The sequence below is a fragment of the Limnobacter litoralis genome (assembly GCF_030160455.1).
GTDB lineage: Bacteria > Pseudomonadota > Gammaproteobacteria > Burkholderiales > Burkholderiaceae_B > Limnobacter > Limnobacter litoralis.
On record NZ_BSOJ01000018.1, the window covers coordinates 55,890 to 81,919 of the forward strand.

The following is a 26,030-nucleotide window of genomic DNA, read 5'->3' on the forward strand; positions in this document are numbered from 1 at the left end:
TTTATGCAACGCCGGGCAATTGGCCTGACAGCGCTTGTCTTTCCTTGCTGGCTTCGCCAAGCAGAGCCATGCCCAACAACGCCCCATCTGCTGCCTTGAAAAGCGCCTTAACGCCGTTGTCGTCGGCCATTACCTCCCATGTGCCTTCATGGTGGGGAAGCGGAGGATTGACGACCGCAGGGCAGTCGGGTGTTTTGATGGTCACTGGCATAGCTGGAAACTTGATCGGCGTTTCCTTGCCGGTCAGTGTTTGTGCAATGGCACGGGCCGCCTGCATCACGGGCATGATGTAGGGCAACACGTATTTGCCGTGGTATTGCGCACAATCACCGAGTGCGTAAATACTAGCATCGTTCGTGCGGCCAAATTCATCCACCAGCACACCCCGGTCCGATGATATTCCACTGTCTTGCGCCAGCTTGGTTCTCGGCACCAAGCCAACGGCTGACAGCACCAGTTCCGCAGTTTCCTGCTCGCCTTTCGAGTCTTCCAGTTTGTAGGCGCCATCGATTTTCTCAATGCGCTTGACGCTGCGTCCCAGCTTCCATTGCACCCCTTGCTCGGCAAGCTTTTTTTGGAGAAATTCGCTGGCCTGCTCTGGCAGCAAGCGGGCCAGCGCGCGATCTGCAAGATCGTACACCGTCGCTTTGATGCCAGCTTTCAAAAGGTCATTGGCAAATTCACAGCCAATCAGCCCGGCACCCAGCACAGCCACATGCTTTTTATCTTCCAGTTCTCGTCTGAAGGTGTCGTAGTCTGTCAAATCGTTGACGCTGAGCACATCGCCCGCACCTGATCCTTCAATGGGCAATTTGATGGTGTCTGCGCCCAGCGCAAGCACCAGTTGATCGTAGGGGTATTCGGCTGTGGCTGTTCTTACTACCTTGGCAGAACGGTCGATTGCAGTCACAGTGGTTTGGCTGATCAGTTCGACGTTTTGTTGCTCAGCCAGTTTGGCTGCTGGAGTCATAACAAGCGTTCCGGGTGTTTTGCCACTGGCCAGTGCGTTCGACAGCATGGGTTTGGAATAAAAATCGCCACTGTCTGCGGTAATCAGCCGAATTTCATGGTCAGGCGCTGCTTTTCTCAATTCGCGGGCCAATGTCCAAGCTGCAACGCCGCTGCCGATGATTGTTGTGTTCATACTTAAATCAATCCTATGGGTCGAAATGGTTTTCGATAGTTTATTTTTATTTTACTACGCGTTCAATTCAAAATTTCTATCGAATTGATGGGGAATTCGCTTTAAACGCAAAGCAGTTCTTGAATATCTGTATTTTTGCACTTATCAAATTCAAAAGCTTTGTCTAAGATGTAGGCGATGTGGTCAATTGTTGGGCATTCGGCCTTGCGTTTGGCGACAATCCTTTATTATTAGACCAAGCAAATACAATAACACCTTAATGGGAGACTCATTTTGAACAAACTAGATCGAGCCCGTGCAACCCGATTTTTTGTCAGGGCCTCGATGGCCCTCTCGGTTGTGGTTCTCAGCGCCTGTAGCAACATGCACTCCATTCGTGACGTGCCTGAGGCGCTTGATTCCGAGTTCGACAACGCCTCGCCCCGTGAATTCATCACACCGATTGATCTCGCCAAAATCAAACTGGGCATGACCCCACTCGAGGTGCGCAATCGCCTTGGGCCACCCATGCTGAGTAATCAGGAAAACGAAAAGCGCTGGGATTATGTGTTGAAGAAAAACGGCAACGATGGCGAGAAATACGTGCCTTACGCGGTTTATTTCCAGGATTACAAGGTGGTCAAGCTTGCTGAGCTGGAACCACCTCCCCCCAGCATCGTGAAAGCAGGTGAAGCGCCCGCTGCGCCAGCGCCCGCTGAACCCGCACCTGCGCCTGCAGCGGCGGCACCAGCAGTTGATCTGGGTGCCTCGGTGGAAGCGCCAGCCCCTTCTATGGAAACCGGTGGGCAAGTTGACGATGCTGCTGCAATCAATGACATGGTCAATGGTTGGGCCCAGGCCTGGTCTTCCAAGGATGTCAACAAGTACCTGAGTTACTATGCCGACACTTTCGAGCACCACATGAAGTCACGCAAAGCATGGGTGGCTCAGCGCAAGCAGCGTCTTGGCAAACCTGGTTCCATCAGCGTCAACGTGTCTGACGTCAAAATCAGCATGCAGTCTGATTCTCTGGCCAATGTCACCTTCAAGCAGGACTACACATCGGACGGCTATACCGACTCAGGCGAGAAGACTCTCGTACTGTCAAAGGCTTCCGGTTCCTGGAAAATCCAAAGCGAAAGCTTCGACAAGAAGTGATGTAGATTCGACAGCGTTTAAAAGGAGGCTTCGGCCTCCTTTTTTATTTGCCTCTAAACATGAAATACACCGCGCCCATCAGGCAAATGCCAGACCACAGATAATCGAGGCGGGGTGGCTCTTTCATGAAGAAGATCGAGAATGGTAAAAACACAGACAGGGTTACCACTTCCTGAATGATCTTGAGCTGCCCCAAGGTGAAGTGGGTGTAGCCAATTCGGTTGGCTGGCACCTGCAGCAGGTATTCGAAAAAGGCAATTCCCCAACTGACCACCACCGCGATAATCCACGGCTTGTTGTTGAGCTCTTTGAGGTGACCGTACCACGCGAAAGTCATGAAAATGTTGCTGCAAATCAGCAACCCAACGGTACTGTAGACAGGATTCATTGATTACTGCTCCAAAGAAAACTGCGGCCACTATAAATAAAAAAACCCGCCAATGGGCGGGTTTGTAAACAATCAACTTAAGAATTTATTCAGTTTTCGAACAATTGGATTTTTCCGCAGCCGTCTAGCCTTTCAACGAAGTCACTGCCCATCAGCTTGGAAGGCGTGTAGGCGCCACCAGGAATGGATTTTTCCATCAGGATGTAACTGGCGATTGCCAGAGAACCTAGCACGGTTAAAGAGTACCCGTTGATGGTTCGCAAGCGGGCGACCAGCTTTTTTCCTTCGGGGTTGGTGACCTCTCCCCACACAAAAGCGGGCATCTTGGCACGCGCCGCCTCGGTTGGGCCTTCCACCTTCGCAGCCTGCTTTTTCATCACGCCTTGAACCACTGAAAGTCCCAAAAGCGGCTTCGCCAAGTTGGCCATTTTCATCATGCGTACGGATTTCGGCGAGGAGGGAATGTAAACCTCAATGTTTCGAATGCCCGTGCTGTGAAAGGCTGTTGACACATCACCCCAAGGAATTGTGACTGAAAATTTGGTGCCGTTGCCGTAGTTGATTTCTCGGGTTTTGTAGCCAAGAGGCACCCGTTGGATCACGCCATCGGATCGAATCTGTCCGCCATTTTTCATGGCTTCAACCGTGGTTTTGGCAGTGCCGGCAGACAGTCCGCTTCGGGAATCAAAGCCCAATGCGAGGGTTATGGCATCCGGCATCTGTTCATGCAGTCTGGCTGCTACGCAATCAGTCGGGATGACATCAAAGCCAACGCCGGGGCACAGCACTACTTTCTGCTTTTTGGCTTTCGCACTCAGTGACTGAGCCAGCTCGAACACGCTGATCTCGCCAGTGATGTCGAGGTAATGGGCCCGTTTTTCGAGGCAAGCCAACATCATCGGTTCCGCGGTCACAGAAAAAGGCCCGGCACAATGCAACACCAGGTCAATATTGTCCAGGCCAGCCAGCAAAGCTTCAGGCTCGTCCAATCCGAATGTCCGGTATGGCAAATTGAGTTCATTCGACAGGGCTTGCAGGGCTGTTTCGTTACGTCCTGCCAGCACTGGCTTCAGGCCGCGTTTGGCCGCTTCACGGGCAATCAGGTTTCCGGTGTAGCCATTTGCGCCATAAATCATCCAGGGCATTGCGTCTCCTCACGCGTGAAAAACCCCCGGGTTGGCAAACCAGGGGGCTTTGGGGGTGTTGTAAGATCAGGATTCAAGCTTGGCTTTAATTCGGTCCAGGAAGGTGCTGACCTGTCCATCAAATTCTGACTTTACGATGCCTTCCGCGATGCCTTTCATCAGCCTTGGCACTGGCATCTCGAACTCACCCGTTGACCTGAAACCGATCGTACAGGCCTTGTCTCCTTTCGCAGTGATGACCCAGCCGCCACTCACGGTGGCATTGCCTTCGCCAGGTGCCGGGTTCCAATCAATGGTGCTTGAGCCATTGTTGCTGTATTTGACGGTGTACTTTACTTGGTGCGAAATGCCAGCGGCACCGATTTTGGCCATTTCCCAGCGCCAAACGGAATCACCCAGGTCTACGATTTTGTCGAGCTTGGGAAACATGGTTACAGTGCTGGCGACGTCAACCAATTGGTCAAATGCCTTTTTTGCGCTGCAAGCCACGTCGAATTTTTTGTCAATGGAAACCTTGATGTCTACCGCCATAATCTCCTCGCTTGTTGTCTGGTATTGCTTATATCTGAAGTGTAGCGTTAATCGGTGGGTGCGAGAACCGATAGTGCGCCGTCGACTTGTCTTTGATTGCAGGGTATTCAGTGCCTGCAAACAAGGTTCTCTGGTAACAGATTGGCTTGTTGCGACGCAGCATTTATAAATCAATTCATAAATCACTAAAAAAGAGCATGTCTGGAGGGGTGCGTCATTTTTATGGTGCGCTGCACATTAACTGCCTGTTTTTTTTGAGTTTCTGCTCTAGAAAATTCGGCCTGTTTTTGGTGCAATGAGGTTGACATCGCGGCAGTAAAAGCGCATGTTACGCTCAAGTAACTTTGATAAACCCGAGGAGTTTTTATGTCAAACGTTCTCTTTGCCGCATTGTCAGCCTTGGTGCTGATTGGCTTGGTGTACAGGGCAGCCAGTCTGTTCACATTCACCGCCGTTGTGGGTCTGGTCGCCCTTGGTTTTTACGGACTGGGTGGCCTTGGCCAAACAGGTTTGATCGTGTTCGCAGCCATTTACGTGCCCGTCGCTTTGTTGCTGAACGTGGCCGGTTTGCGCCGCGCAGTGCTCAGCGCTCCGATTTTCAAAGCTTTTTCCAAAGCGTTGCCCGCGATGAGTCAGACCGAGAAAGACGCTCTGGAAGCTGGCGACACTTGGTGGGAAGCCGAAATGTTCGGTGGCAAGCCTGAATGGTCCAAGCTGATGAATGTGAAATTCACCGAACTGACTGCCGATGAAAAGTCGTTCCTGGAGAATGAAACTGAGCAACTGTGCAAAATGGTGGATGACTGGAAAGTGTCTTTCGAACTGAAAGATCTGCCAGAGGAAGTCTGGAACTTCATGCGCAAGAACAAGTTTTTCGCCATGTTGATTTCCAAAGAGCACGGCGGTCTCGGTTTCTCTCCATACGCGCAGTCTTGTGTGGTCGCAAAAATTGCCACTCGCTCATTGACAGCGTCGGTCACCGTTATGGTTCCCAACTCATTGGGCCCAGGCGAGTTGATCATGCACTACGGCACAGACGAGCAGAAAAAATACTGGTTGCCACGTCTGGTAGATGGCACCGAAATTCCATGTTTCGGTTTGACTGGCCCTGAGGTGGGTTCTGACGCCTCTGCAATTCCCGACACGGGCGTTGTGGTCAAGCGCAAGGTCAATGGCAAAGAAGAACTCGGCATCATGCTGAACTTCAGCAAGCGTTACATCACCTTGGCGCCAGTGGCCACCGTGGTGGGTCTTGCTTTCAAATTGAAAGACCCCAACGGTCTGCTGGGTGACCCTAACAAGACCGAATACGGCATCACTTGTGCCTTGCTTGAAGCGAATACACCGGGCGTTGACATTGGTCGTCGTCATTACCCCGGTGCGGCCTTCATGAACGGCCCAATTTTCGGTAAAGATGTTTACATTCCATTGACCTCGATTATTGGCGGTCGTGAAATGGCCGGTAAAGGCTGGCGCATGTTGGTTGAGTGCCTGTCTGCGGGTCGCGGTATTTCATTGCCAGCCCTGTCTGCTGCCTCTGGCTGGGGCATGTACCTTGCCACGGGTGCCTACGCCCGCATTCGCCGTCAGTTCAAATTGCCAATCGGCAAGTTTGAGGGTGTTCAGGAAGCCACAGGCAAGATCGCTGGTTTGACCTACAAACTTGAAGCATCGCGCATTTTGACTGCGACTGCCTGTGCTGAATGCGCACCTTCAGTCATCACCGCGATGATGAAATTCCACATGACCGAAATGATGCGTGAAATCATTCTGCGTTCCATGGACGTTCATGGTGGTCGTACCGTCATTCTTGGCCCACGCAATTATTTGGGGCAGGCTTATCAGGCCATGCCGGTTGCCATTACAGTTGAAGGCGCCAACATCATGACCCGCAACCTGATCGTGTTTGGTCAGGGTGCCATCCGCTGTCATCCCTGGGTCTTGAAGGAAATGCAAGCCGCCCAGAACCCGAACAAGGCAGAAGGACTGCGTGACTTCGACAAGGCATTCTTCGGTCACTTGGGTCACATCGTGAACCGCGCAATTCGCGCTCTGGTGCTCGGTTTGACCGGTAATCGTCTGGCCAAGAGCCCAGTCTCTGGTGAAATGGCACCTTACGCCAAGGCAATTGAGCGCCGCTCTGCAGCGCTGGCTTTCACAGCCGATGTGGCCATGGGTGTGCTCGGTGGTGAACTGAAGCGCCGTGAGCGTCTGTCTGCCCGTCTTGGCGATGTGCTCAGCCACTTGTACATGGCTTCTGCTGTCATCAAGTATTATGAAACCAACGGACGCAACGCCGAAGAACTGGTCCATGCCAAGTGGGCGCTTGAAGATTCACTGGCTGAAATCGACAAGGCTTTGAACGAATTCAACCGCAACTTCCCCAACAAGGCTGTTGGTCGTCTGTTGAGCTTCGTGGCGTTCCCATTCGGAATGGGCAAATGCAAAGGCCCAAGCGACTCCCTGAATGCGGATGCGGCTGAATTGCTGATGACCCGTAACGTGTTTGCCGAGCGTCTGCTGGACAAGGTGTTTGTGGGCGAAGGTTCTTCCGATCCGACAGGCCGAATTCTGGAAGCGGCTGACAAACTGTTGTCGATCGAGCCTGGGTACAGCAACTTCCTGAAGGCAGTGTCTTCCGGCAAGGTTGTGGGTGACGGTCTTGAAGCGCAATTGAAAGACGCAGTCGAGAAGCGGGTTATTGACGCTGCATTGGCTCAGGGCATCCGTGAGTTTGAACCCATGCGATTCGATGCCATCTTGACCGACGATTTCAGCAAGGAATACCTGGCCTCGGCTGGCGCAATTCCCGATGTAAAAATGAACGTCAAGCCTGTGGTGGAGTATCGCGAAGCGGCTTAATCAAAAAGCCACGTCGCAATCAAAAAGCCCGCATTGATGCGGGCTTTTTGTTTTGTAGCGGGCCTGTTTCAGATATGCTGAATGCATGACAAAACACCTGATTACTGAAAAGCGATTTGGCGCGTTTTTCACGACGCAATTTCTGGGCGCATTCAACGACAATCTGTTGAAGTTTGCAGTCACACTTGCCGTCACCTTCAACGATTCATTGCGCGGTACCTACTCCCCCGGCCTCTTGGTCAATCTAATTGCTGCGCTGTTTATTCTTCCGTTTTTTCTGTTTTCAGCCACAAGTGGCCAGTTGGCTGACAAGTATGACAAAACGCAGGTCATGCGCATGGCCAAATACCTGGAGCCTCCCATCGTTATTTTGACGACCTTGGGGTTTGTGCTGAATTCAGTCTACATTTTGATGGCAGCCCTGTTCCTGCTGGGTACACAGGCCGCCTTTTTTGGTCCTGCCAAGTACGCTTACCTGCCTGAGCAAATGCAGGCCCGCGAATTGGTGCTCGCCAACGCATTGGTTGAAACAGCCACCTTTGTCGCCATTTTGCTCGGCACCATCGCAGGTGGTGCCTTGATGAGTCACTCCTCGGCGTCCATTGCGGTGTATGCCGTGTGTGGATTTGCCTTCTGTGTCGCACTGGCGGGTGTGTGGTCTTCTCGCCAAATGCCTTTAACACCCTCGGCGCACGCCGATCTGAAGGTCAACTGGAATTTCCTGACTGAAACTTGGCACAACATCCGCTTTGCCCGTAATTTGACGCAGGTGTGGCCTTACCTGCTTGGTATTTCATGGCTGTGGTTTGTGGGTGCCACCTATCTGACCCAGTTTCCGTTGTTGACCAAAGTTGTGCTAAACGCCAGCCCGGGGGTTGCCACATTTCTGCTCTTTCTGTTTACGGCCGGGCTTGGCTTGGGCGCATTTCTGTGTGAAAGGTGGTCGCACAAACGCATAGAAATGGGGTTGGTCCCTTGGGGGCTTCTGATGATGGCGCTTGGCGGGTTAGTTCTCCATCAAGCGCTGATCGATCACCAGCCCGCGGTCAGGCAGGTGGACTTGGGGCAGTTTTTTCTGGATCCAGTGCACCTTGAGATGTGTTTTCTGTTTTTGGTCATCAGTGTTGGCGTGGGTCTGTACAGTGTCCCGCTTTACACCGCGATGCAGGCCTACGCGCCCAGAATCAGTCGATCGCGTGTGGTTTCCGCCAACAACATTGTCAATGCCATGTTTATGGTTGTGTCTGCCATCATGTCTGTCGGCATTCTTTGGCTAACGCGTGGCAAGGTACTTTGGGTCTTTGCTGCCGTCACCATCTTCAACTTGCTCATCTTGATTGCTTGGTGCCGTCGAAACAGTTATCTGTTGTTGCGCGCTCGCCTGTTGCTGCGTGTGCGGGCCCGCCAGTTGCAGCTTGTGCAAGGGCTGGAAGACCCGCCACCTCAAGGTGGTTGTCTGCTTGTGTTTCCCACCTTGCTGCACACTGATTATCTGGCCCGAATGTCCAGCGTTTCGATGCCATTTGCGGTTGTTCTCTCTGGCCGTCTCAAAAGCTCCAGATTTGTCGAGTGGCTCAGAAAAAAAGAATTTGTCTTTGAATTTTCAAAATTGTCTGAAGACGCAAGCCAGCGTCAATTGATTCAGCGCATTGCCAAGCAAATTCAGGCCGGCCAGTCCATCGCCATCGACAAGCCCATGTTTGAATTGCTTCGAAAACAATACAAGCTCGACGAGTTGCCGCTTGTGTTGGCGCGCAAGGGTGTCCGCATGACCGTGCTTGAGTTTTTTGAAGAAAAGACCAAAATGGACGGAATGAATCGTGTCGTTTTGCGTCTAAGTAATGACAGCCCACCCTTTTGATCGATTGGCCTAATGGCCAGCTCAAGAGGATAGTGAACACAAAGGAGTTAACTTTTGACACTGAACCGAATTGAAACTGCACCAAAATGAAGCGCCTGAGTTGGCTTGCTTTTTGCAGCTTAATCATCAAACCGGTTTGTGAAAAAAGGCGCGAAATAGGATTCGAGTAAGTACAAAGCAGCGTTGTGAAGGAGGACATCATGAACACTGAATTGGGCAAAAGCGATTTGAATTCCAGCGAGACCGACATCTTCGGTCAATACCAATCCCGATTTGCAAACATGCAGCAAACCGAGATGTCCCTTGAAGATTACCTTCACCTCTGCAAAGAAGATCCTTTGGTGTACGCCAGTGCCGCAGAGCGGATGCTCAAGGCCATTGGCACCCCCGAGGAGATTGACACCCGCAGTGACCCCAGGCTGTCCCGAATTTTCGGCAACCGCGTGGTTCGCCGTTACCCTTCCTTTGAAGACTTTTACGGCATGGAAGAGGTGATCGAGAACATCGTTGCTTACTTCCGGCACGCTGCCCAAGGACTTGAAGAGCGCAAGCAGGTGCTTTATTTGCTCGGGCCTGTCGGCAGTGCCAAGTCTTCTCTGGCTGAACGCCTGAAAGCGCTGATGGAGAATATGCCGATCTACGCCCTGAAAGGCTCCCCCGTCAATGAAAGCCCTCTGGGCCTTTTTGATCCAGTCCAGTTTGGTACATCGCTGGAAGACAAATACGGCATTCCACGCCGTTACCTGACAGGCATTGCCAGCCCCTGGGCGACCAAACGGCTGGCTGAGTTTGGTGGTGATTTGCGCAAGTTCAAAGTGGTGCGTCTGGTGCCATCCACATTGAATCAGGTGGCAATCGCCAAAACCGAACCTGGTGACGAAAACAACCAGGACATTTCGGCCTTGGTTGGCAAGGTCGATATTCGCAAGCTAAACCAATATTCCCAAGACGATCCCGATGCCTACAGCTTCTCGGGCGGTCTCTGTTTGGCCAACCAGGGTTTGCTCGAATTTGTCGAAATGTTCAAGGCCCCCATCAAGATGCTGCACCCCTTGCTAACGGCCACCCAGGAACGCAACTTCAAGGGCACAGAAGGGTTTGGCTCCATTCCGTTTGACGGCATTATTCTGGCGCACAGCAACGAATCAGAATGGACGCAGTTCCGCAACAACAAAACCAATGAGGCCTTTCTAGACCGCGTGTACATCGTCAAGGTGCCTTACTGCCTGCGCGTGTCTGAAGAGATCAAAATTTACGAAAAGCTGCTGGAGCATTCTTCGCTCCGCCATGCACCTTGTGCCCCAGGCACCCTGAAGATGATGGCCCAGTTTTCCGTGCTTACTCGTCTCAAAGAGCCCGCCAACAGCAATCTGTTCAGCAAAATGCGGGTGTATGACGGTGAAAATCTCAAGGACGTGGACCCGCACGCCAAGCCCATTCAAGAATACCGTGACGCTGCCGGCCCCGACGAAGGCATGCAGGGTTCATCAACCCGGTGGGCTTACAAAGTGTTGTCCAAAGTCTTTAACTTTGACCATCATGAGGTTGCGGCCAACCCGGTTCACCTCTTGTATGTGCTTGAGCAACAGGTCATTAAAGACAATCTGCCCGAGGAACAGACCCGCAAGCTGCTCGATTTCATCAAGGGCTACCTGACCCCACGCTACGCCGAGTTTGTGGCCAAGGAAATTCAGACAGCCTATCTGGAGAGCTACAGTGAATACGGCCAGAACCTGTTCGAGCGCTACATCCAATTCGCAGACAAGTGGATACAAAACGAAGAATTCCGCGATCCGGCTACAGGTCAGATCTTCGACAGGGAATCCCTGAACGAAGAGCTTAACCGGATTGAAAAGCCTGCAGGTATCGCCAACCCCAAAGACTTCCGCAACGAAGTGGTCAACTTTGTGTTGCGTGCCCAGGCCAGCAATTCAGGTCAAATGCCGCTGTGGACCAGTTACGAAAAGCTGCGTGAGGTGATCGAGCGAAGCATGTTCTCCAAAACCGAAGACCTGTTGCCCGTCATCTCCTTTGATGCCAAGGGTTCCAAGGAAAGCAAAGAGAAACATGAAAATTTTGTGGCACGTATGGTTACCAAGGGATACACCGAAAAACAGGTGCGCTTGCTGGTTGAGTGGCACCTGCGCGTGAAAAAGGCATCCTGAAACCTCACGTAAACAGCCACCGCAGGAGGTGATTGCGATGAGCGATTCGACCATCATTGACCGGCGCTTGAACGGTAAAAACAGAAGCTTGCCCAATCGGGAACGCTTCATTCGCCGTTACAAGTCGCAACTGAAGAAAGCGGTGTCTGACGTCGCGGGTGAGTCATCCATTTCCGACGTCAGCCAACCCGGTAAAGTCAAAGTAAGAATTCCTGCCCGCGAGGTGACCGAACCCACTTGGGTGTACGGTCAGGGTGGGGATGTCGAGCGCGTGGTGCCCGGAAACCGCGATTTCACGCCAGGCGACCGGATACCCAGACCCAAAGGGGGCGAGGGCCAAGGGCAAGGCAACGAGGCGGGGCAGGGCGAAGGTGAAGACACCTTCACTTTCGTGCTGTCGCGTGAAGAGTTCCTCAATCTCTATTTTGATGATCTTGAACTGCCGGAACTGCTCAAGCGCGAAATTTCGACGGTGAAGTCGTTCAAAAGTCGAAATGCGGGCTTTTCCAAGTCGGGTGCGCCAACGGCGCTATCGGTCATCCGAACCATGAAGGCGTCATTGATGCGCCGAATGGCCATGGAAAACGCGCTTTCAGAGGACGAGGATGAAGAGCCTGAAGAGCCTGACGAGGAAGACGTCGGCCTGGAGCGCACCAAGACAGTGGTTGCCGAGGGTCGGGAGTCTCGAAAGAATCAGTATGTGCCCTTCCTGGATGAGGTGGACCTGCGGTACAGGCATCGTATCGTGTACCCAGAACCCTCCACAAATGCAGTCATGTTCTGTCTGATGGACGTTTCTGCCTCGATGGATGAATCCAAGAAAGACCTGGCCAAGCGGTTTTACACCCTGTTGTACCTGTTTTTGACCCGCAAATACGAAGAGGTCAAGCTGGTGTTCATCCGGCACACCGATGAGGCAGAGGAGGTCAGCGAAGAGGACTTCTTTTTTGGCAAAAAAAGCGGCGGCACCGAGGTCTACCCTGCAATGGAGCTGATGCACGACATCATCAAGGACCGCTATCCGGGCTCCGCCTGGAACGTGTACGTTGCGCAAGCGTCAGACGGAGATGCCACCTCTCGGGATGCACAACGCAGTGCCCGTTACCTTGCTGAACAAATCATGCCCCAGGTGCGTTATTACGCCTATGTTGAGACAATGCCCGCGCCCATGTTCGGCATTTCCCGAGCATCGGACCTTTGGGAGCATTTTGAGTCACTCGAGGACGAGTTTTCTGGTCACTTTGCCATGCGTAAACTCTTCAGCCGGCGAGACATCTATCCCGTGTTCAGGGGGCTTTTTGAAAAGAAAAGTGCCATGGCTCTCAGTGGAGCAACACCATGAACAGAAAACTGGACCGGGCTGGCAACGAATGGACCTTTGAGCTGCTTCGCGAGGCCGACGAGCGAATTCACGACATTGCAGCCAACACTTACAAGCTGGACACCTTCCCCAATCAAATCGAAGTCATCAGTGCGGAACAAATGCTGGATGCCTACTCAAGCGGTGCAATGCCCGTCATGTACCCGCACTGGAGCTATGGCAAATCCTATTCGGTCAATGAGCACCTGTACCAGACCGGGCAGCAAAACCTTGCTTACGAAGTTGTCATCAATTCCAATCCCTGCATCTCTTATCTGATGGAAGAGAACACCATGACCATGCAGGCGCTGGTGATTGCCCATGCCTGTTATGGTCACAATTCATTTTTCAAGGGCAATTACCTGTTCAGGCAGTGGACCCAGGCCGATGCCATCATTGATTATTTGGTTTTCGCCAAAAAATACGTCATGGAATGTGAGGAGAAGTATGGATTCGAAGCCGTTGAAGAAGTGCTGGACGCTGCCCACGCCCTGCAATACTTTGGCGTAGACCGCTACAAGCGGCGGTTTGAATCCGAAGCCTCTGTGCGGGCACGTCGTGATGAACTGGTTGAGGAAAAACGCCGGCAGTACGATGAAATCATGGCGCGCGTGTCCCCCAAGGAAGCTGCCAGCATCGAGCGTGAAAAGGACAAATACCCACCTGAGCCCGTCGAAAATCTGTTGTATTTCATCGAGAAAGAGGCACCCAAGCTTCAAGATTGGGAACGAGAGTTGGTGCGCATCGTGCGCAAGATGGCGCAGTATTTCTATCCGCAGGGCCAAACCAAAGTGATGAATGAGGGCTGGGCCAGCTTTTGGCACTACACCTTGCTCAATACCCTGTATGACACCGATCAGGTCACCGACGGTTTCATGCTTGAATTTCTGACTTCGCACACCAATGTGGTGTTTCAGCCTGATTCGCGGGATGGGAAATACCGTGCGCTTAACCCCTATGCGCTTGGCTTCGCCATGTTCAGTGACATACGCAGAATGTGCGAAAACCCGACCCCGGAGGATCGCGAATGGTTCCCGGACATTGCCGGGGCTGGCGACTGGCTGAAAGTCCTCGACTTCGCCATGCGCAATTTCAAGGACGAATCGTTCATCCGGCAGTTCCTGTCGCCCAGGGTCATTCGCGATTTTCGATTGTTTGCCATCGCAGACCACAAAGATCAGAGCGATCTCTACATCGACAGTATCCACAACGATGAAGGCTATCGTCGAATCCGCTCCCTGTTGGCGGACCAATATTCCCGAGAAAACATGGTGCCCGATATTCAGGTCAGCGCTTATGCGAGAATGACCGACCGTTCATTGACCCTGACTTACACCAACCGCCGTGGCCGTCCTTTGGAGGCCGCCGAAAGTGAAAAGACACTGGCCTTCGTGGAGCGTTTGTGGGGTTTTCCTGTCATCCTGGAATGTGAAGATGCACATTGACACGCAATTCAAAGCGCAAGCCAAGCTCGACTTGTCGGGCTCGGTTTCGCCTGTGTGTTTACCTGTCCCCGATATGCCTGCTTCAATATGGAACCATCCGGATTCCCTACGCAGTCAGTTTCATTCAAAAGCGAGGTCTTTTTTTGAATGTGAGGCGGTGCTGGCGGTCACTGGCATTGAGAGTGGAATTTCTGCTTTGGCCCGATTGTTTCAGACTTGGCATGGTTCCATGCGTGTGGTGCTAGCCGAGCCGGGTTTCGATCAATGGGACACCCGGTTTCGACGGGCGAGTCACATCGTGCTGGATTGGCCGGTTGAGCTGATTCTTGAAGGTGAAATACCGGAATGTGACGTCGTCGTGCTAGGCCGCCCCGTCAATCCAACAGGTCAAATGATTGAAATTTCGCAGGTTCGCAAACTGGCCAGCCGGCTGAGAGAGCAGGGTGGATGGCTCATTCTGGATGAGGCTTATCTGGATTGGACCGGCGAAGAGTCCTACACGTCATTTATTGAGGCATCGCCTGCCATCGTCTTGCGATCAATGGCCCCCTTCAGCGGGCTGCCAGGGGCAAATCTTGCTTTTGTTTGCGCGCCCAAATCAGTGTGCACAGCGTTGTTGAATGAAGTCGGCACGCAGGCTGTTTCAGCGGCTCAGTGGTGGCTTGCCCTGCATTATTTCGATGCAGAGCTCTGGCGTGAATCTCAAATTGCTTTGCTTGCCAGTGGTTCAAGCCGTTTGGCAGCGCTTTGGCAAGATTGCCTTGGTACAGGCACTCGGTGTTATCAAGGTGGATACTTCGTCAGTTTCGAGCACGATCAGGCTTCACTGATCGCTGAGCAGCTTGAAGCAATTGGGATTTTGGTCAGGGTTTATGAGGCAGACACCCATCTTGTTCGCTGCGGACTGCCACGGGATGAAAGTCAGTGGGATCGTCTGGACAAAGCCATACGTTCACTGAAATTAGGTGAGGCTTGAACTGTTCTCGGCGTGCTCTGATTCAGAGCGCAGAACACTTTCAACACCACGGCGGGTCGGTTGGCTGATGACCAGTCGGGTGTCAAGCAATCGATCATGAGGAAATTGCCCTTGTCGATCGATCCAGGAATAAACAAAACTCAAGCCCGTGGGTGTTAAAAACAGCGCCATTGCAAAGCGAATCACTGCAGTGGTAATTTTAAGGGGTTCCCCGGCGCTGTTCACCAATTTAATGTGCCAGGTTTTCATAGCCAAGGTTTGTCCGCCATGCGTCCAGAACCAGACGAAATACACGCCGAGAACCAAGGTCAGCCAAGCTTGCCTTTGGTGGCGAACCGTAAGTCCAGAGTGGCTTTGGGTCAGCGTGTCGAACAAATAGCCGGCAATAAAAAGAACACCAAAAAGCAACAAAGCCTCGTAAACCACACAGGCAAACAGTCGTTTTCGACTCGGTCCAACTAATCCATTGTCCAGTGCAAAAGTCATCGGTTGTATGCTGCAGCCCCAGGAGTCAGAAACGGATTGAGGTCGGTCTGCTCCCTGCGCTCCACCTGTGACTCTTTGTACTGGTTTTTTTGATCCGGCTTCAGGGCCTGGTAGCTGTTCCAGTTGGAGTTGCGTTCGCCCCTGTTGTGATCGCGAAGGGCCTTGTAATTTCGTCGGGCCGCCTCTTTTTCAGCGGGCGTCATGTTGGCCCACACGGTTACCCGATCACGCATCTTTTCCTGAGTTTCAGGGCTGGCTTTTTCATATTTTTTGCTAACCTTGATCCATTTCTCTTTTTGAGAATCGCTCATGCGATTCCACTCCGGTTGCAGACCAGAGAGGAGCTCCTGTTGTTTGCTGTTCAGTGAAGACCAAGACGTGGCAGCAAGCACCGCGTGCGACTGTAAAGCCAATATGAAAAGCAGCCCCAATGTGGCCAGCCATGAAGCCAGCCGGGAATATCGGTTTTCTGACAAGCGCATGCTTGGGCCTTTAGCTGGTCGGAGTTGACGCTGCATTTGAACCACCCGCGGGTTGTGGGGCTGGAATGGAATCCATCCATTGGTTAATTTGATCGTCTGTTTGAAGCAGCTCCTGAGAGGCTTCCTGACTGGTGTAACCTACAAAACCCGAATCCACGTAAGCCGATGGCGGCAGGTCATCACCCAGAATTTCGGCGTCCAGATTCGCCACTTCGGTCAACTTGGCGTCGTAATACTGCTCGCCCGTGTGAACAATGCCCGTGACTGCAGCCACTACGAAGGCCGCACTGACCGCAAACGACAAGGCGGGCTGATTGACCCACTGAATAACACCATTCCAAAACTCGCCCAAGGCGTGCCCGGGCGTCACCAACGGTTTGGGCTGTCGTGGTGCTGGCACTTGCGCTGGCTGATCTGACAGCTTTTGTGCATGAACTGCCATGGCGCTGGCGATGGCCAGGTTCAAGCGATCCTGCACCGGCGCAGCACAACGCCGGGCCGACTCATCCAGTGCTTGGCGCACCTTCAATATTGTCCTAAGTTCCTCATTCATCTCGCCCAAATCCTTGCTGCCTCAAAGCCGCTGCCAGTGCCTTGGTCGCCCTGGAACAGTGTGTTTTCACACTGCCTTCGGAGCAACCCATAATCTTTGCCGTTTCCGCCAAGTCCATCTCTTCCCAATAACGCAGCAGAAAGGCCTCTCGTTGACGGTCCGGCAAGGTTTCAATTGCTTTTTCTATCAATGACATGGTCTGGTCCCTGTCCACCTCGGTTTCCGCACTGTCGTGCATCGAATCGTCTTTGGCCAGCAGGGTCTCTAGAATGTCGTATTCTTCCTCACCATTTTTCTGAAAGCTTGAAAACAGGGAAGTCCAGGTGTTCCGTACTTTCTGTCGACGGTGAAAGTCGAGGATGTTGTTTTGCAAGATGCGCGTGAACAACATCGGGATTTCTTCAATGGGTTTGTCGGCGTAGCGTTCAGCAAGCTTCATCATGCTTTCCTGAACCATGTCCAGTGCGGTTTCCTCGTTTTTTACGGAAAAAAGAGCCTGCCGAAACGCCCGGCTGGACACCTCTTTCAGAAAATTTTCGAGTTCAACTGAACTTGCCATCGATCATTCAACAATTGTAAAAAATTTCGCTCATCATAGCAAAGCGCAGGTCAAATTCTCTTGACCAATTGCGCGTTACGAACTATCCTCGCCTACTACCCTAAAAATGTCTCTAGCTAGCCAGCATACCCTTGTTGCGTCAGCAAAAGACGCGCTAGGGCTTCAGTTCCGGTGAATTGAATGCCCATGGCCAACCTGCCCGACACAATCGGGCCGAGATCGCCAGCGCTTTGTGACATGTTCTTACCCACAAGGTGGTTCATTTCTATAAAGCCTGTGCCCCACGGCGGCTTCGCGATTCAGGAAGGCATCCGATCAAATTCCCGTGGTTTTTGTCAGGATAGATTAGAAATGGAATACACAGGCGCGGAAATCGTAGTGAAGTGTCTTGAAGCCGAAGGCATCAAACATGTGTTTGGTTACCCAGGCGGCGCAGTACTTTACATTTACGACGCAATTTTCAAGCAAGACGGCTTTGAGCACATTCTCGTCCGTCACGAACAAGCGGCCGTTCATGCGGCAGACGCTTATTCTCGTTCAAGCAACAAAGTGGGTGTGTGTCTGGTTACTTCAGGCCCAGGTCTGACCAACGCAGTCACAGGCATTGCCACGGCCTACATGGACTCCATCCCGATGGTGATCCTGTCCGGGCAGGTTCCTACCCATGCCATTGGGCAAGACGCTTTTCAAGAATGCGACACCGTGGGTATTACTCGCCCTTGTGTCAAACACAACTTCTTGGTGAAAGACGTTAAAGATCTGGCCCGGGTCATGAAAGAGGCTTTCTACATTGCGCGCACCGGCCGTCCCGGTCCAGTGCTGGTAGACATCCCCAAAGACATCACAACGCACAAGACCACATTTGACTATTCGGCCCCTGTCGAAATGCGTTCATACAACCCAGTGGTTAAAGGCCACCAGGGGCAAATCAAGAAAGCGGTTCAAATGATTCTTGAGGCCGAGCGCCCAATGATCTATTCAGGCGGCGGCGCCATTCTGGCCGACGCCTCTGCTGAACTGACTCGATTGGTCGAATGGACAGGCGCGCCTTGCACCAACACACTGATGGGCTTGGGTGCATTCAAGGCCACCGACAAAAAATTTGTCGGCATGCCCGGCATGCATGGCACTTACGAAGCCAACATGGCCATGCAAAACTGCGATGTACTCATCGCCGTGGGTGCACGTTTCGACGACCGTGTGATCGGCAACCCGAAAGACTTTGCGTCCATTCCACGCAAAATCATCCACATCGACATTGATCCATCCTCTATTTCCAAGCGGGTCAAGGTGGATGTTCCCATTGTGGGCAACGTGAAGGACGTGCTGGTCGACATCATTGCCCTGCTCGAAGAAAGCGGCAAACGGATTGATCAGGGCAAACTTCAATCCTGGTGGGATCAAGTTGAAGGCTGGCGTTCACGCAAATGTCTCGAATACACCAAATCGGACGAAGTCATCAAGCCCCAGTTCGTGGTCGAGAAGCTCTGGGAAGTCACAGGTGGCGACGCGTTCATCACGTCGGACGTGGGTCAGCATCAAATGTGGGCAGCCCAATACTACAAGTTCGACAAGCCTCGTCGCTGGATTAACTCCGGTGGTTTGGGCACCATGGGCGTGGGCCTGCCGTACGCAATGGGCGTGCAAATGGCCAATCCAGACTCCATGGTGGCTTGTATTACGGGCGAAGCTTCAATTCAAATGAATATTCAAGAGTTGTCCACCTGTTTCCAATATCACTTCACGCCCAAAGTCGTGAACTTGAACAACCGATACTTGGGTATGGTGCGTCAGTGGCAGCAGCTTGATTACGGGTCACGGTATTCCGAGTCTTACATGGACGCGTTGCCTGACTTTGTCAAACTCTGCGAAGCCTACGGCCACATTGGTATTCAGGTGACCAAGCCCTCAGATGTTGAACCGGTTCTCCGCGAGGCCTTTACCAAACACAAAGATCGACTGGTCTTTATGGACTTCATCACAGATCGCACGGAAAACGTGTGGCCCATGGTGAAAGCCGGCAAAGGATTGACTGAAATGCTTCTGGGTTCAGAAGACCTCTAATTTCAAGGAGAAGGCAAAATGAGACACATTATTTCCGTTCTTCTTGAGAACGAACCGGGCGCGTTGTCGCGGGTGGTCGGGCTGTTTTCTGCCCGGGGCTACAACATCGAAACGCTGACCGTTGCTCCCACTGAAGATGAAACGCTGTCACGCATGACAATCGTGTCTGTCGGCTCTAGCGACATCCTTGAGCAAATCACCAAGCACCTCAATCGGCTGATTGAGGTCGTGAAAGTGGTTGAACTTACGGATGGCCCGCATATCGAGCGCGAGCTGATGCTGATAAAATTGCGCGCAGTGGGCAAGGAACGTGAGGAAATCAAGCGCACATCCGACATTTTCCGTGGCCGCATCATCGATGTCACCGAGAAAAGCTACACCATTGAATTGACAGGCAACAAGTCCAAGCTGGACGCCTTCCTCAGTGCAATTGACAGCTCTGCCATCCTTGAAACGGTCCGCACGGGCTGCTCAGGCATTGGTCGGGGCGAGCGCATCTTGCGCGTGTAACCCGGCTGCAATCCATACAAACCGAATTTAAACCGAAGGAATAGAAATGAAAGTTTATTACGACAAAGACGCTGACCTGTCATTGATCCAGAAGAAAAAAGTATCCATCATTGGTTATGGTTCACAAGGCCATGCCCACGCGCAAAACCTGCGTGACTCAGGCGTTGAAGTGACTGTGGGTCTGCGCAAGGGTGGTGCGTCCTGGTCCAAAGCCGAGGGCGCGGGCCTGAAGGTGAAGGAAGTGGCCGACGCCGTCAAAGAAGCAGATGTGGTCATGATCCTGCTGCCCGATGAAAACATTCCCGATGTGTACAACAAAGAAGTGGCACCCAACATCAAGGCTGGCGCTGCGCTTGCGTTCGCTCACGGCTTCAACGTGCACTACAACCAGGTTGTTCCTCGCGCCGACATCGACGTGATCATGATCGCGCCAAAAGGACCCGGCCACACTGTGCGTTCTGAGTACCTGAAGGGCGGTGGTGTGCCTTCACTGATCGCCATTTATCAGGACACAACCGGCAATGCCCATGACATCGCGCTGGCCTACGCTGCAGCCAACGGTGGCACAAAAGGTGGTGTGATCGAAACCAATTTCCGCGAAGAAACTGAAACCGATCTGTTCGGCGAGCAAGCCGTATTGTGTGGTGGTGCCGTTGAGTTGGTCAAGGCCGGTTTTGAAACACTGGTTGAGGCAGGTTACGCCCCCGAAATGGCTTACTTCGAGTGTCTGCACGAACTCAAACTGATTGTTGACCTGATGTACGAAGGCGGTATTGCCAACATGAACTATTCAATCTCCAACAATGCGGAGTATGGTGAGTACGTGACTGGTCAACGCGTCATCGCCGATCAGGCCCGTGCAGCCATGAAAGAATGTCTGACCAACATCCAAAATGGTGAATATGCCAAGCGCTTCATTCTGGAAGGCAAAACAAACTATCCTGAAATGACGGCTCGTCGTCGCCTGAATGCACAGCACCCCATTGAAGTGGTAGGTGCCCAGCTTCGTGCCATGATGCCCTGGATCAGCAAAAACAAACTGGTTGACCAGTCCAAGAACTGATCGACCGTTTTTAAGGGTCATCGGAAGCCCCGCCCGGTCAGTTCGACCTGGCGGGGCTTTTTCATGTTTTCAAGTGCCGACCCAACGCGACAGGCCTTTTACCCGATTAATTGTGGCGTTGGGTGTGTCCATTAATTTGTTATAAAAATTCAGTTGAGCTTTGCTGCCAGAGACCCCTGTGTTGAGTGTTTGAATTTCCCTGTCGCCGCAGCCCTCAAACAATTTTTGATAATTTGTTTTTGCCAAACCGATGCGTTCTTGATTGATTTCGCGCGGCTTTCCTTCATGCATGCACAGGTGCGCGTAAAAATCCCGGATTTCGACGTTCAGTTGCCCTGTGCGATCCTTGCCGCTTTTGCAATTGAATGCTGGAACACTGCTGCAGGCATTTGCGATGGCCAACAACCTGACCGGTAGTTTGTAAGGTTCATCGCCCACACTGTGATGAAGCCGCTTCTGCCAAATGCATCGCACCTGCGCGACCAGTTGTTCCAGTGTCTTTATTTCAAGACTTTTTTGCTTCCAAGCCTCCATGCTGGAAGTAGTCCTGAGCTCTGCCTTGAGTTTCGCCAATTGAGCGCCCGCCAGGCCCCCAATTGTGGCGTTCGTTTTGGTTGAGCCGATCAACTCGGTCAGTCCAGCCTTGTTCATGCGGTCAGAGGTTCGCGTAATACCCAGCAGTTGGCCAGTGTGGCTGAGGCTTACCGCGTTGACGGGGGTGTTAAATGCAATAAATTGGGGCTTAACGAGTACTTTCATTGTGTTGCCATGGGGTCCATTCAGGTGCAACTCAACGCCTTTTTGCTCGGCACGCCTGAAAGCAGCGGTCTGATGGCCAATCATTTTCGACTCCCTCCCGAGCGGTGTCAGCAAATTCACGGACACCACATTGAATTCAACCTCTTGTTGTTTTTCTAATTCGGCAGGCTTTATTCCCTGTTTATCGAGATGGGCAAGAAAGGCTGCATGTACAAATTCCGCCACACGATTGTCGTTGGCGCTCTCTCGACTTGTTCCCTGATTTTGTGATGGCTTAATTTGGTAGGCGTCGTGTACTCCGTGTCTCAAACCTGAAAAATGAAAATGTCGGGCCTCCGGTTGTGTGTGGTTGCGCTCAGGCCCAAACTCAGTTTTCCAGAGATTGACTGCGTGTTTGCCTTCCGCTGTGGAATAGCTGCAGATACCTTGCACGGCATCCCTCTGATAGGACCTCGCCAGCGCCTCGTCCAACATTGCAGCGGGCGTATGACGCGTGTAAAAGGAATGCCATCGTGCGCTAAGCCCATTGATTCGTGCTGACAGTGAGATTGAGTTGCTCAGCGGCTTCCATGGCTGTCTGTTCAGGTTTTTGACGCATTCCTGAAAAATCATGTTATCCAGAACGTCAATCGGCAGGGCGTTGTACCCGGCCCTCAATAATTGCCCACGTATGTAACTGGCAAGACCCGTGCGAATATGCATGTATTTGGTGCCACTGGGTATCGCTTTGTTTTGTCGGCCCAGTAGAACCCAGCTTGACTGTTCAGCTTTGAACTGGCCTTTCCAGTCTTTCAGGGTTGAGGTTTTGTATTTGCCGCCAATTGTCTTTTTAAGATCATTTGGCTGGCTACTTGATTCATGCCGAAGTGCGCTCACCTCCTGTGCTTGCATGAAATTTCTCAATTGGGCCTTGATGGTCTCAAAGGGAGCCCGATTCGCGGCCACCCCGGAATGCGCCATTTGATCAATTGCTGAAATGGCTGCCTTGCATTGCAGAAGTTTGAAGTGTATGGCGTGGTCAGTGGACGCCGCTTTGTGGAGGTCCCCGGGCGCAAGGTTTCTGCCCACTTTCAATGCGTCCTGCAAGGAAGAAAGTAGATTTTTCGCAATGAAGTGAGCCGCGTTCACAAGCCCGTGTGGCTTTTGCGAGGAGGCACTTTTTGACCCACTGTCGAATACAGGGGCTTTGCAGGATCTGATGGTTGGCATGTCGGGCTGAGGGTCGGGTACCTAGCCTTTGTTACAAAAGCCTAAATCAAGTTCCGAGCATGTATATTAATTGAACGGTCAAAAGGCAAAATAGAGCGTAGTCTTCAGATTCTTATTAATCAAACTGCACGGTATCTCTGGATTGTGTGTCTTTTTGTCTTATAAAATCGATTTGAGTCCAACCAACTATAACAACACATGAACTATCCACATCCAATCATTGCCCGCGAGGGTTGGCCATTTTTGGCGATCACCGCCATTCTTGCATTTGCTCTGCAATCATTCGGCCTTACATTCCTTGCGGCCATCGCCTGGATCCTGTTTCTCTTTGTTTTGCAGTTCTTTCGTGATCCCCCCCGGTTCATTCCGAGCCAGGCCAACGCCGTAGTGTCCCCGGCAGACGGCAGAATCGTCGCTGTTGAGCGTGTCAATGATCCATACGCTCAGCGCGATGCGCTGAAGATTTCGGTATTCATGAATGTGTTCAATGTGCACTCCAATCGCATTCCTGTTCCTGGAACAGTCAAAAGCGTGGATTACTTTCCGGGCCAGTTTGTCAATGCGGATCTGGACAAGGCCAGCACTGAGAACGAGCGCAATGCCATCGTCATTGAAACTGCGTCTGGCGTTCTTGTCACTGCCGTTCAGGTGGCCGGTCTGGTGGCGCGCCGTATTCTCTGCTATGCCAAGGCAGGTGATGCGGTAGACAAGGGGCAGCGTTACGGTTTTATTCGGTTTGGTTCACGCGTGGATGTGTATTTGCCTCCCGAGAGCGTGCCCAAGGTGGCGATTGGCGACAAGGTGTCTGCGTCGTCAACCATCCTCGCTGAACTGGTGGCTTGAACATGGCCTTGAAGCGGAACAAGAACCGTTTTGGTGCGCGGCGGAACCACGTCGCCACCAGCCTGGGTCGCCCCCCGATGCCGCCGCGCAAAGGCGTGTATTTACTGCCCAACCTTTTTACTACGGCAGCCTTGTTCTGTGGTTTCTATGGCATTGTGCAGGCCATGAGCATGGCGTTTTCAAACGCCGCAGTGGCAATATTTGCCGCCATGGTGCTGGACAGTCTGGATGGCCGGGTGGCTCGAATGACAAACACCCAAAGTGCATTCGGCGCTGAATATGACAGCCTTGCCGACATGGTGTCCTTTGGGGCGGCTCCCGCGCTCATTATTTACGAATGGGCCTTGAAAGGGATGGGAAAACTGGGCTGGGTTGCCGCCTTTGTGTATGTGGCTGGAGCTGCCTTGCGCCTGGCACGTTTCAACACCAATTCAGCAGTGCTGGACAAGGCCTGGTTTCAGGGGCTTCCAAGTCCGGCTGCCGCCGCGCTGGTCGCGGGGTTTGTCTGGGTGATGGATGATGCAAAAATGGCGGGTGCGGATCTGGATTGGGCGGCCTGGGTCATTACCTTGTACGCAGGTCTGACGATGGTGTCCAGTGTGCCTTTTTTCAGTGGCAAAGATTTTCATTTCAGGCGCAGTGTGCCTTTTCTTGTGCTCGCACTCATTCCGCTGGGCTTTGCTTTGGTCTCTCAAGACCCGCCCAAGGTGTTGTTTGGTGTGTTTGTGCTGTACGGTCTGTCTGGCTATGTGGTGTATTTAATTAAGAAGCTTCGTGGTCAGCGCATTTCTGGCATGGACATGGAACGAGACAACCACTTCTGAACACCCCACATCGGAGAATTCATCGTGTCTGACCGTTTGATTATTTTTGACACCACACTGCGTGACGGTGAACAAAGCCCCGGCGCCTCTATGACGCGCGAAGAAAAGATCAGGATTGCCAAGCAACTCGAAAAGCTGAGAGTAGACGTCATCGAAGCCGGTTTTGCTGCATCCAGCAATGGGGATTTTGAGTCCATCAAGGCCATCGCCAGTGTGGTCAAAGATTCCACTGTTTGCTCTTTGGCCCGTGCAAACGACAAAGACATCTCAAGAGCCGGCGATGCGCTGGCGCCTGCTGAGCGCCGGCGAATTCACACCTTCATCGCCACCTCGCCGCTGCACATGCAAGTCAAATTGCGCATGTCGCCTGACCAGGTGCTGGAGCAAGCAATACGTGCTGTTCGATTTGCCCGTCAATACACGGATGATGTTGAGTTTTCGGCTGAAGACGGCTATCGGTCCGAGCTGCCCTTTCTGGCCAAGGTTTGCGAAGCTGTGATCAAGGAAGGTGCGCGCACAATCAACATTCCAGACACCGTGGGCTATGCCGTGCCTTCACTGTATGGCGATTTCATTCGCCAGCTTCGCGAGTTGACGCCCAATTCGGACCAAGCGGTCTGGTCGGTGCATTGTCACAACGATCTGGGTATGGCAGTGGCCAATTCACTGGCTGGGGTTTCGATTGGTGGCGCCCGTCAGGTTGAATGCACCATCAACGGCCTGGGTGAAAGGGCAGGCAACTGCTCGCTTGAAGAAGTGGTGATGGCAGTCAAGACCCGACGTGACTTCTTTGACCTCGATGTGGGTATTGACACGCGTCAGATCGTGACAGCGTCCAAACTGGTTTCAAACATCACGGGTTTTGTCGTTCAGCCCAACAAAGCCATCGTAGGTGCAAATGCTTTTGCACACGCTTCCGGTATTCACCAGGACGGCGTGTTGAAAGCCCGTCAAACCTACGAAATCATGACGGCCGAAGACGTGGGCTGGAGTGCCAACAAGATCGTTCTGGGCAAGTTGTCTGGTCGAAATGCGTTCAAGCAGCGTCTCGAGGCGCTGGGCATTCAACTGGATTCCGAGCAGGCCCTGAATGACGCATTTCAGCGATTCAAAGACCTCGCGGACCGCAAGGCAGAAATTTTCGACGAGGACATTCACGCCTTGGTGTCTGGAGAGGTCGCTGGGGAAGATCCCGAGCAATATCGTTTTATTGCACTGAGCCAGCGTTCTGAAACAGGCGAAAGACCGACTGCACGCGTCGTCTATTCGGTCAACGGTGCAGAGCAAACGGCAGAATCTGAGGGCAATGGGCCAGTAGACGCCACGGTGAAAGCCATTGAATCAGTGGAGCAGAGCGGTGCTGAGCTTTTGTTGTTTTCTGTGAATGGCATTACCAGCGGAACAACAGAAAGTCAGGGTGAGGTAACCATGCGCCTGCAGAAGGCGGGTCGTATCGTCAATGGCGTGGGCGCAGATCCGGACATCGTGGTGGCCTCTGCCAAGGCTTATCTGTCGGCTTTGAACAAATTGCGCTCCAAGCATGAAAAAGTGAACCCGCAGGTTTGATTTTTTGTGAAATTGCCCTACAATACGGGCTCGGTTAGCCACCTGGTGGTCAGGTGGCTTTTTTTACACGGAATTTCGGCTCAATCGGGCTGAAGTTT

General features: G+C 52.5%; 23 protein-coding genes. 13 read left to right on the forward strand and 10 right to left on the reverse strand.

Annotated features, from left to right (window positions below; genetic code table 11):
- Window position 1: 1 nt before the first annotated feature.
- Complete coding sequence (locus QQJ87_RS09610; protein WP_284281464.1) at window positions 2-1,144, reverse strand: NAD(P)/FAD-dependent oxidoreductase; 1,143 nt, start codon at window positions 1,142-1,144, stop codon at window positions 2-4.
- 273 nt (window positions 1,145-1,417) lie between these two features.
- Here QQJ87_RS09610 and QQJ87_RS09615 point away from each other — a divergent pair, with 273 nt between their 5' ends.
- The gene (locus QQJ87_RS09615) at window positions 1,418-2,281 is read left to right on the forward strand and encodes a L,D-transpeptidase Cds6 family protein (protein ID WP_284281465.1); all 864 of its coding nucleotides are present in this window, start codon (window positions 1,418-1,420) and stop codon (window positions 2,279-2,281) included.
- 43 nt (window positions 2,282-2,324) lie between these two features.
- Here the strand turns inward: QQJ87_RS09615 and QQJ87_RS09620 are convergent, their stop codons facing one another.
- The 3 genes from QQJ87_RS09620 to QQJ87_RS09630 all read right to left on the reverse strand — a co-directional run bounded on the left by QQJ87_RS09620 (window position 2,325) and on the right by QQJ87_RS09630 (window position 4,345).
- Window positions 2,325-2,669 carry a DMT family protein gene (locus QQJ87_RS09620; protein ID WP_284281467.1) on the reverse strand — a complete coding sequence of 115 codons (345 nt, stop codon included), beginning with the start codon at window positions 2,667-2,669 and terminating at the stop codon, window positions 2,325-2,327.
- 89 nt (window positions 2,670-2,758) lie between these two features.
- On the reverse strand, window positions 2,759-3,814 hold the full coding sequence (locus QQJ87_RS09625) for a saccharopine dehydrogenase family protein (RefSeq protein ID WP_284281468.1): 1,056 nt from the start codon (window positions 3,812-3,814) through the stop codon (window positions 2,759-2,761).
- 66 nt (window positions 3,815-3,880) lie between these two features.
- Window positions 3,881-4,345 (reverse strand): SRPBCC family protein, encoded by a 465-nt coding sequence (locus QQJ87_RS09630; protein WP_284281469.1) that lies wholly within the window; start codon window positions 4,343-4,345, stop codon window positions 3,881-3,883.
- A gap of 366 nt (window positions 4,346-4,711) precedes the next feature.
- Here QQJ87_RS09630 and QQJ87_RS09635 point away from each other — a divergent pair, with 366 nt between their 5' ends.
- The 6 genes from QQJ87_RS09635 to QQJ87_RS09660 all read left to right on the forward strand — a co-directional run bounded on the left by QQJ87_RS09635 (window position 4,712) and on the right by QQJ87_RS09660 (window position 15,014).
- The gene (locus tag QQJ87_RS09635; protein ID WP_284281470.1) at window positions 4,712-7,207 is read left to right on the forward strand and encodes an acyl-CoA dehydrogenase; all 2,496 of its coding nucleotides are present in this window, start codon (window positions 4,712-4,714) and stop codon (window positions 7,205-7,207) included.
- An 85-nt stretch (window positions 7,208-7,292) separates the two neighbouring features.
- Window positions 7,293-9,068 carry an MFS transporter gene (locus QQJ87_RS09640; RefSeq protein WP_284281471.1) on the forward strand — a complete coding sequence of 592 codons (1,776 nt, stop codon included), beginning with the start codon at window positions 7,293-7,295 and terminating at the stop codon, window positions 9,066-9,068.
- A 200-nt stretch (window positions 9,069-9,268) separates the two neighbouring features.
- Window positions 9,269-11,233: a PrkA family serine protein kinase gene (locus QQJ87_RS09645; RefSeq protein WP_284281472.1), complete on the forward strand. Its 1,965-nt coding sequence runs from the start codon at window positions 9,269-9,271 to the stop codon at window positions 11,231-11,233.
- A 37-nt stretch (window positions 11,234-11,270) separates the two neighbouring features.
- Entirely contained in the window at window positions 11,271-12,575 is a 1,305-nt protein-coding gene (locus QQJ87_RS09650; protein WP_284281473.1) for a YeaH/YhbH family protein, read from the forward strand.
- Entirely contained in the window at window positions 12,572-14,038 is a 1,467-nt protein-coding gene (locus QQJ87_RS09655; RefSeq protein ID WP_284281474.1) for a SpoVR family protein, read from the forward strand. Before QQJ87_RS09650 ends, QQJ87_RS09655 begins: the two co-directional genes overlap by 4 nt.
- Window positions 14,028-15,014: an aminotransferase class I/II-fold pyridoxal phosphate-dependent enzyme gene (locus QQJ87_RS09660; protein WP_284281475.1), complete on the forward strand. Its 987-nt coding sequence runs from the start codon at window positions 14,028-14,030 to the stop codon at window positions 15,012-15,014. Before QQJ87_RS09655 ends, QQJ87_RS09660 begins: the two co-directional genes overlap by 11 nt.
- Here QQJ87_RS09660 and QQJ87_RS09665 read toward each other — a convergent pair.
- The 5 genes from QQJ87_RS09665 to QQJ87_RS09685 all read right to left on the reverse strand — a co-directional run bounded on the left by QQJ87_RS09665 (window position 15,000) and on the right by QQJ87_RS09685 (window position 17,333).
- Window positions 15,000-15,500 (reverse strand): RDD family protein, encoded by a 501-nt coding sequence (locus QQJ87_RS09665; protein WP_284281476.1) that lies wholly within the window; start codon window positions 15,498-15,500, stop codon window positions 15,000-15,002. The two genes, QQJ87_RS09660 and QQJ87_RS09665, sit on opposite strands and share 15 nt — an antisense overlap.
- Window positions 15,497-16,018, reverse strand: coding sequence for a DUF3106 domain-containing protein (locus QQJ87_RS09670; protein ID WP_284281477.1), 522 nt, complete (start codon window positions 16,016-16,018; stop codon window positions 15,497-15,499). Before QQJ87_RS09670 ends, QQJ87_RS09665 begins: the two co-directional genes overlap by 4 nt.
- Window positions 15,993-16,535, reverse strand: a complete 543-nt coding sequence (locus tag QQJ87_RS09675; protein WP_284281478.1) for a DUF3619 family protein — start codon at window positions 16,533-16,535, stop codon at window positions 15,993-15,995. Before QQJ87_RS09675 ends, QQJ87_RS09670 begins: the two co-directional genes overlap by 26 nt.
- On the reverse strand, window positions 16,528-17,094 hold the full coding sequence (locus QQJ87_RS09680; RefSeq protein ID WP_284281479.1) for an RNA polymerase sigma factor: 567 nt from the start codon (window positions 17,092-17,094) through the stop codon (window positions 16,528-16,530). Before QQJ87_RS09680 ends, QQJ87_RS09675 begins: the two co-directional genes overlap by 8 nt.
- A 116-nt stretch (window positions 17,095-17,210) precedes the next feature.
- Window positions 17,211-17,333: a hypothetical protein gene (locus QQJ87_RS09685; protein WP_284281480.1), complete on the reverse strand. Its 123-nt coding sequence runs from the start codon at window positions 17,331-17,333 to the stop codon at window positions 17,211-17,213.
- Between the two features lie 112 nt (window positions 17,334-17,445).
- Here QQJ87_RS09685 and QQJ87_RS09690 point away from each other — a divergent pair, with 112 nt between their 5' ends.
- From QQJ87_RS09690 to ilvC, 3 genes are read left to right on the forward strand one after another with little or no spacing between them, the layout of a single operon-like run.
- Complete coding sequence (locus QQJ87_RS09690) at window positions 17,446-19,158, forward strand: acetolactate synthase 3 catalytic subunit (protein WP_284281481.1); 1,713 nt, start codon at window positions 17,446-17,448, stop codon at window positions 19,156-19,158.
- 18 nt (window positions 19,159-19,176) lie between these two features.
- On the forward strand, window positions 19,177-19,668 hold the full coding sequence (gene ilvN, locus QQJ87_RS09695; protein WP_284281482.1) for an acetolactate synthase small subunit: 492 nt from the start codon (window positions 19,177-19,179) through the stop codon (window positions 19,666-19,668).
- 46 nt (window positions 19,669-19,714) lie between these two features.
- On the forward strand, window positions 19,715-20,731 hold the full coding sequence (gene ilvC / locus QQJ87_RS09700) for a ketol-acid reductoisomerase (RefSeq protein WP_284281483.1): 1,017 nt from the start codon (window positions 19,715-19,717) through the stop codon (window positions 20,729-20,731).
- Window positions 20,732-20,800: 69 nt separating this feature from the next.
- Here ilvC and QQJ87_RS09705 read toward each other — a convergent pair whose 3' ends face one another.
- Window positions 20,801-22,699 carry an inositol phosphate phosphatase SopB gene (locus tag QQJ87_RS09705; protein WP_284281484.1) on the reverse strand — a complete coding sequence of 633 codons (1,899 nt, stop codon included), beginning with the start codon at window positions 22,697-22,699 and terminating at the stop codon, window positions 20,801-20,803.
- Window positions 22,700-22,897: 198 nt separating this feature from the next.
- Between QQJ87_RS09705 and QQJ87_RS09710 the strand changes: the two genes are divergently transcribed.
- The 3 genes from QQJ87_RS09710 to QQJ87_RS09720 are packed head-to-tail and all read left to right on the forward strand — an operon-like array spanning window position 22,898 to window position 25,932.
- A complete protein-coding gene (locus tag QQJ87_RS09710; protein ID WP_284281485.1) occupies window positions 22,898-23,542 on the forward strand; it encodes a phosphatidylserine decarboxylase in 645 nt (214 codons plus the stop codon).
- Window positions 23,543-23,544: 2 nt separating this feature from the next.
- Window positions 23,545-24,366 (forward strand): CDP-diacylglycerol--serine O-phosphatidyltransferase, encoded by an 822-nt coding sequence (gene pssA, locus QQJ87_RS09715; protein ID WP_284281487.1) that lies wholly within the window; start codon window positions 23,545-23,547, stop codon window positions 24,364-24,366.
- A 24-nt stretch (window positions 24,367-24,390) separates the two neighbouring features.
- Entirely contained in the window at window positions 24,391-25,932 is a 1,542-nt protein-coding gene (locus QQJ87_RS09720) for a 2-isopropylmalate synthase (RefSeq protein WP_284281489.1), read from the forward strand.
- The last annotated feature ends 98 nt before the right edge of the window (window positions 25,933-26,030 follow it).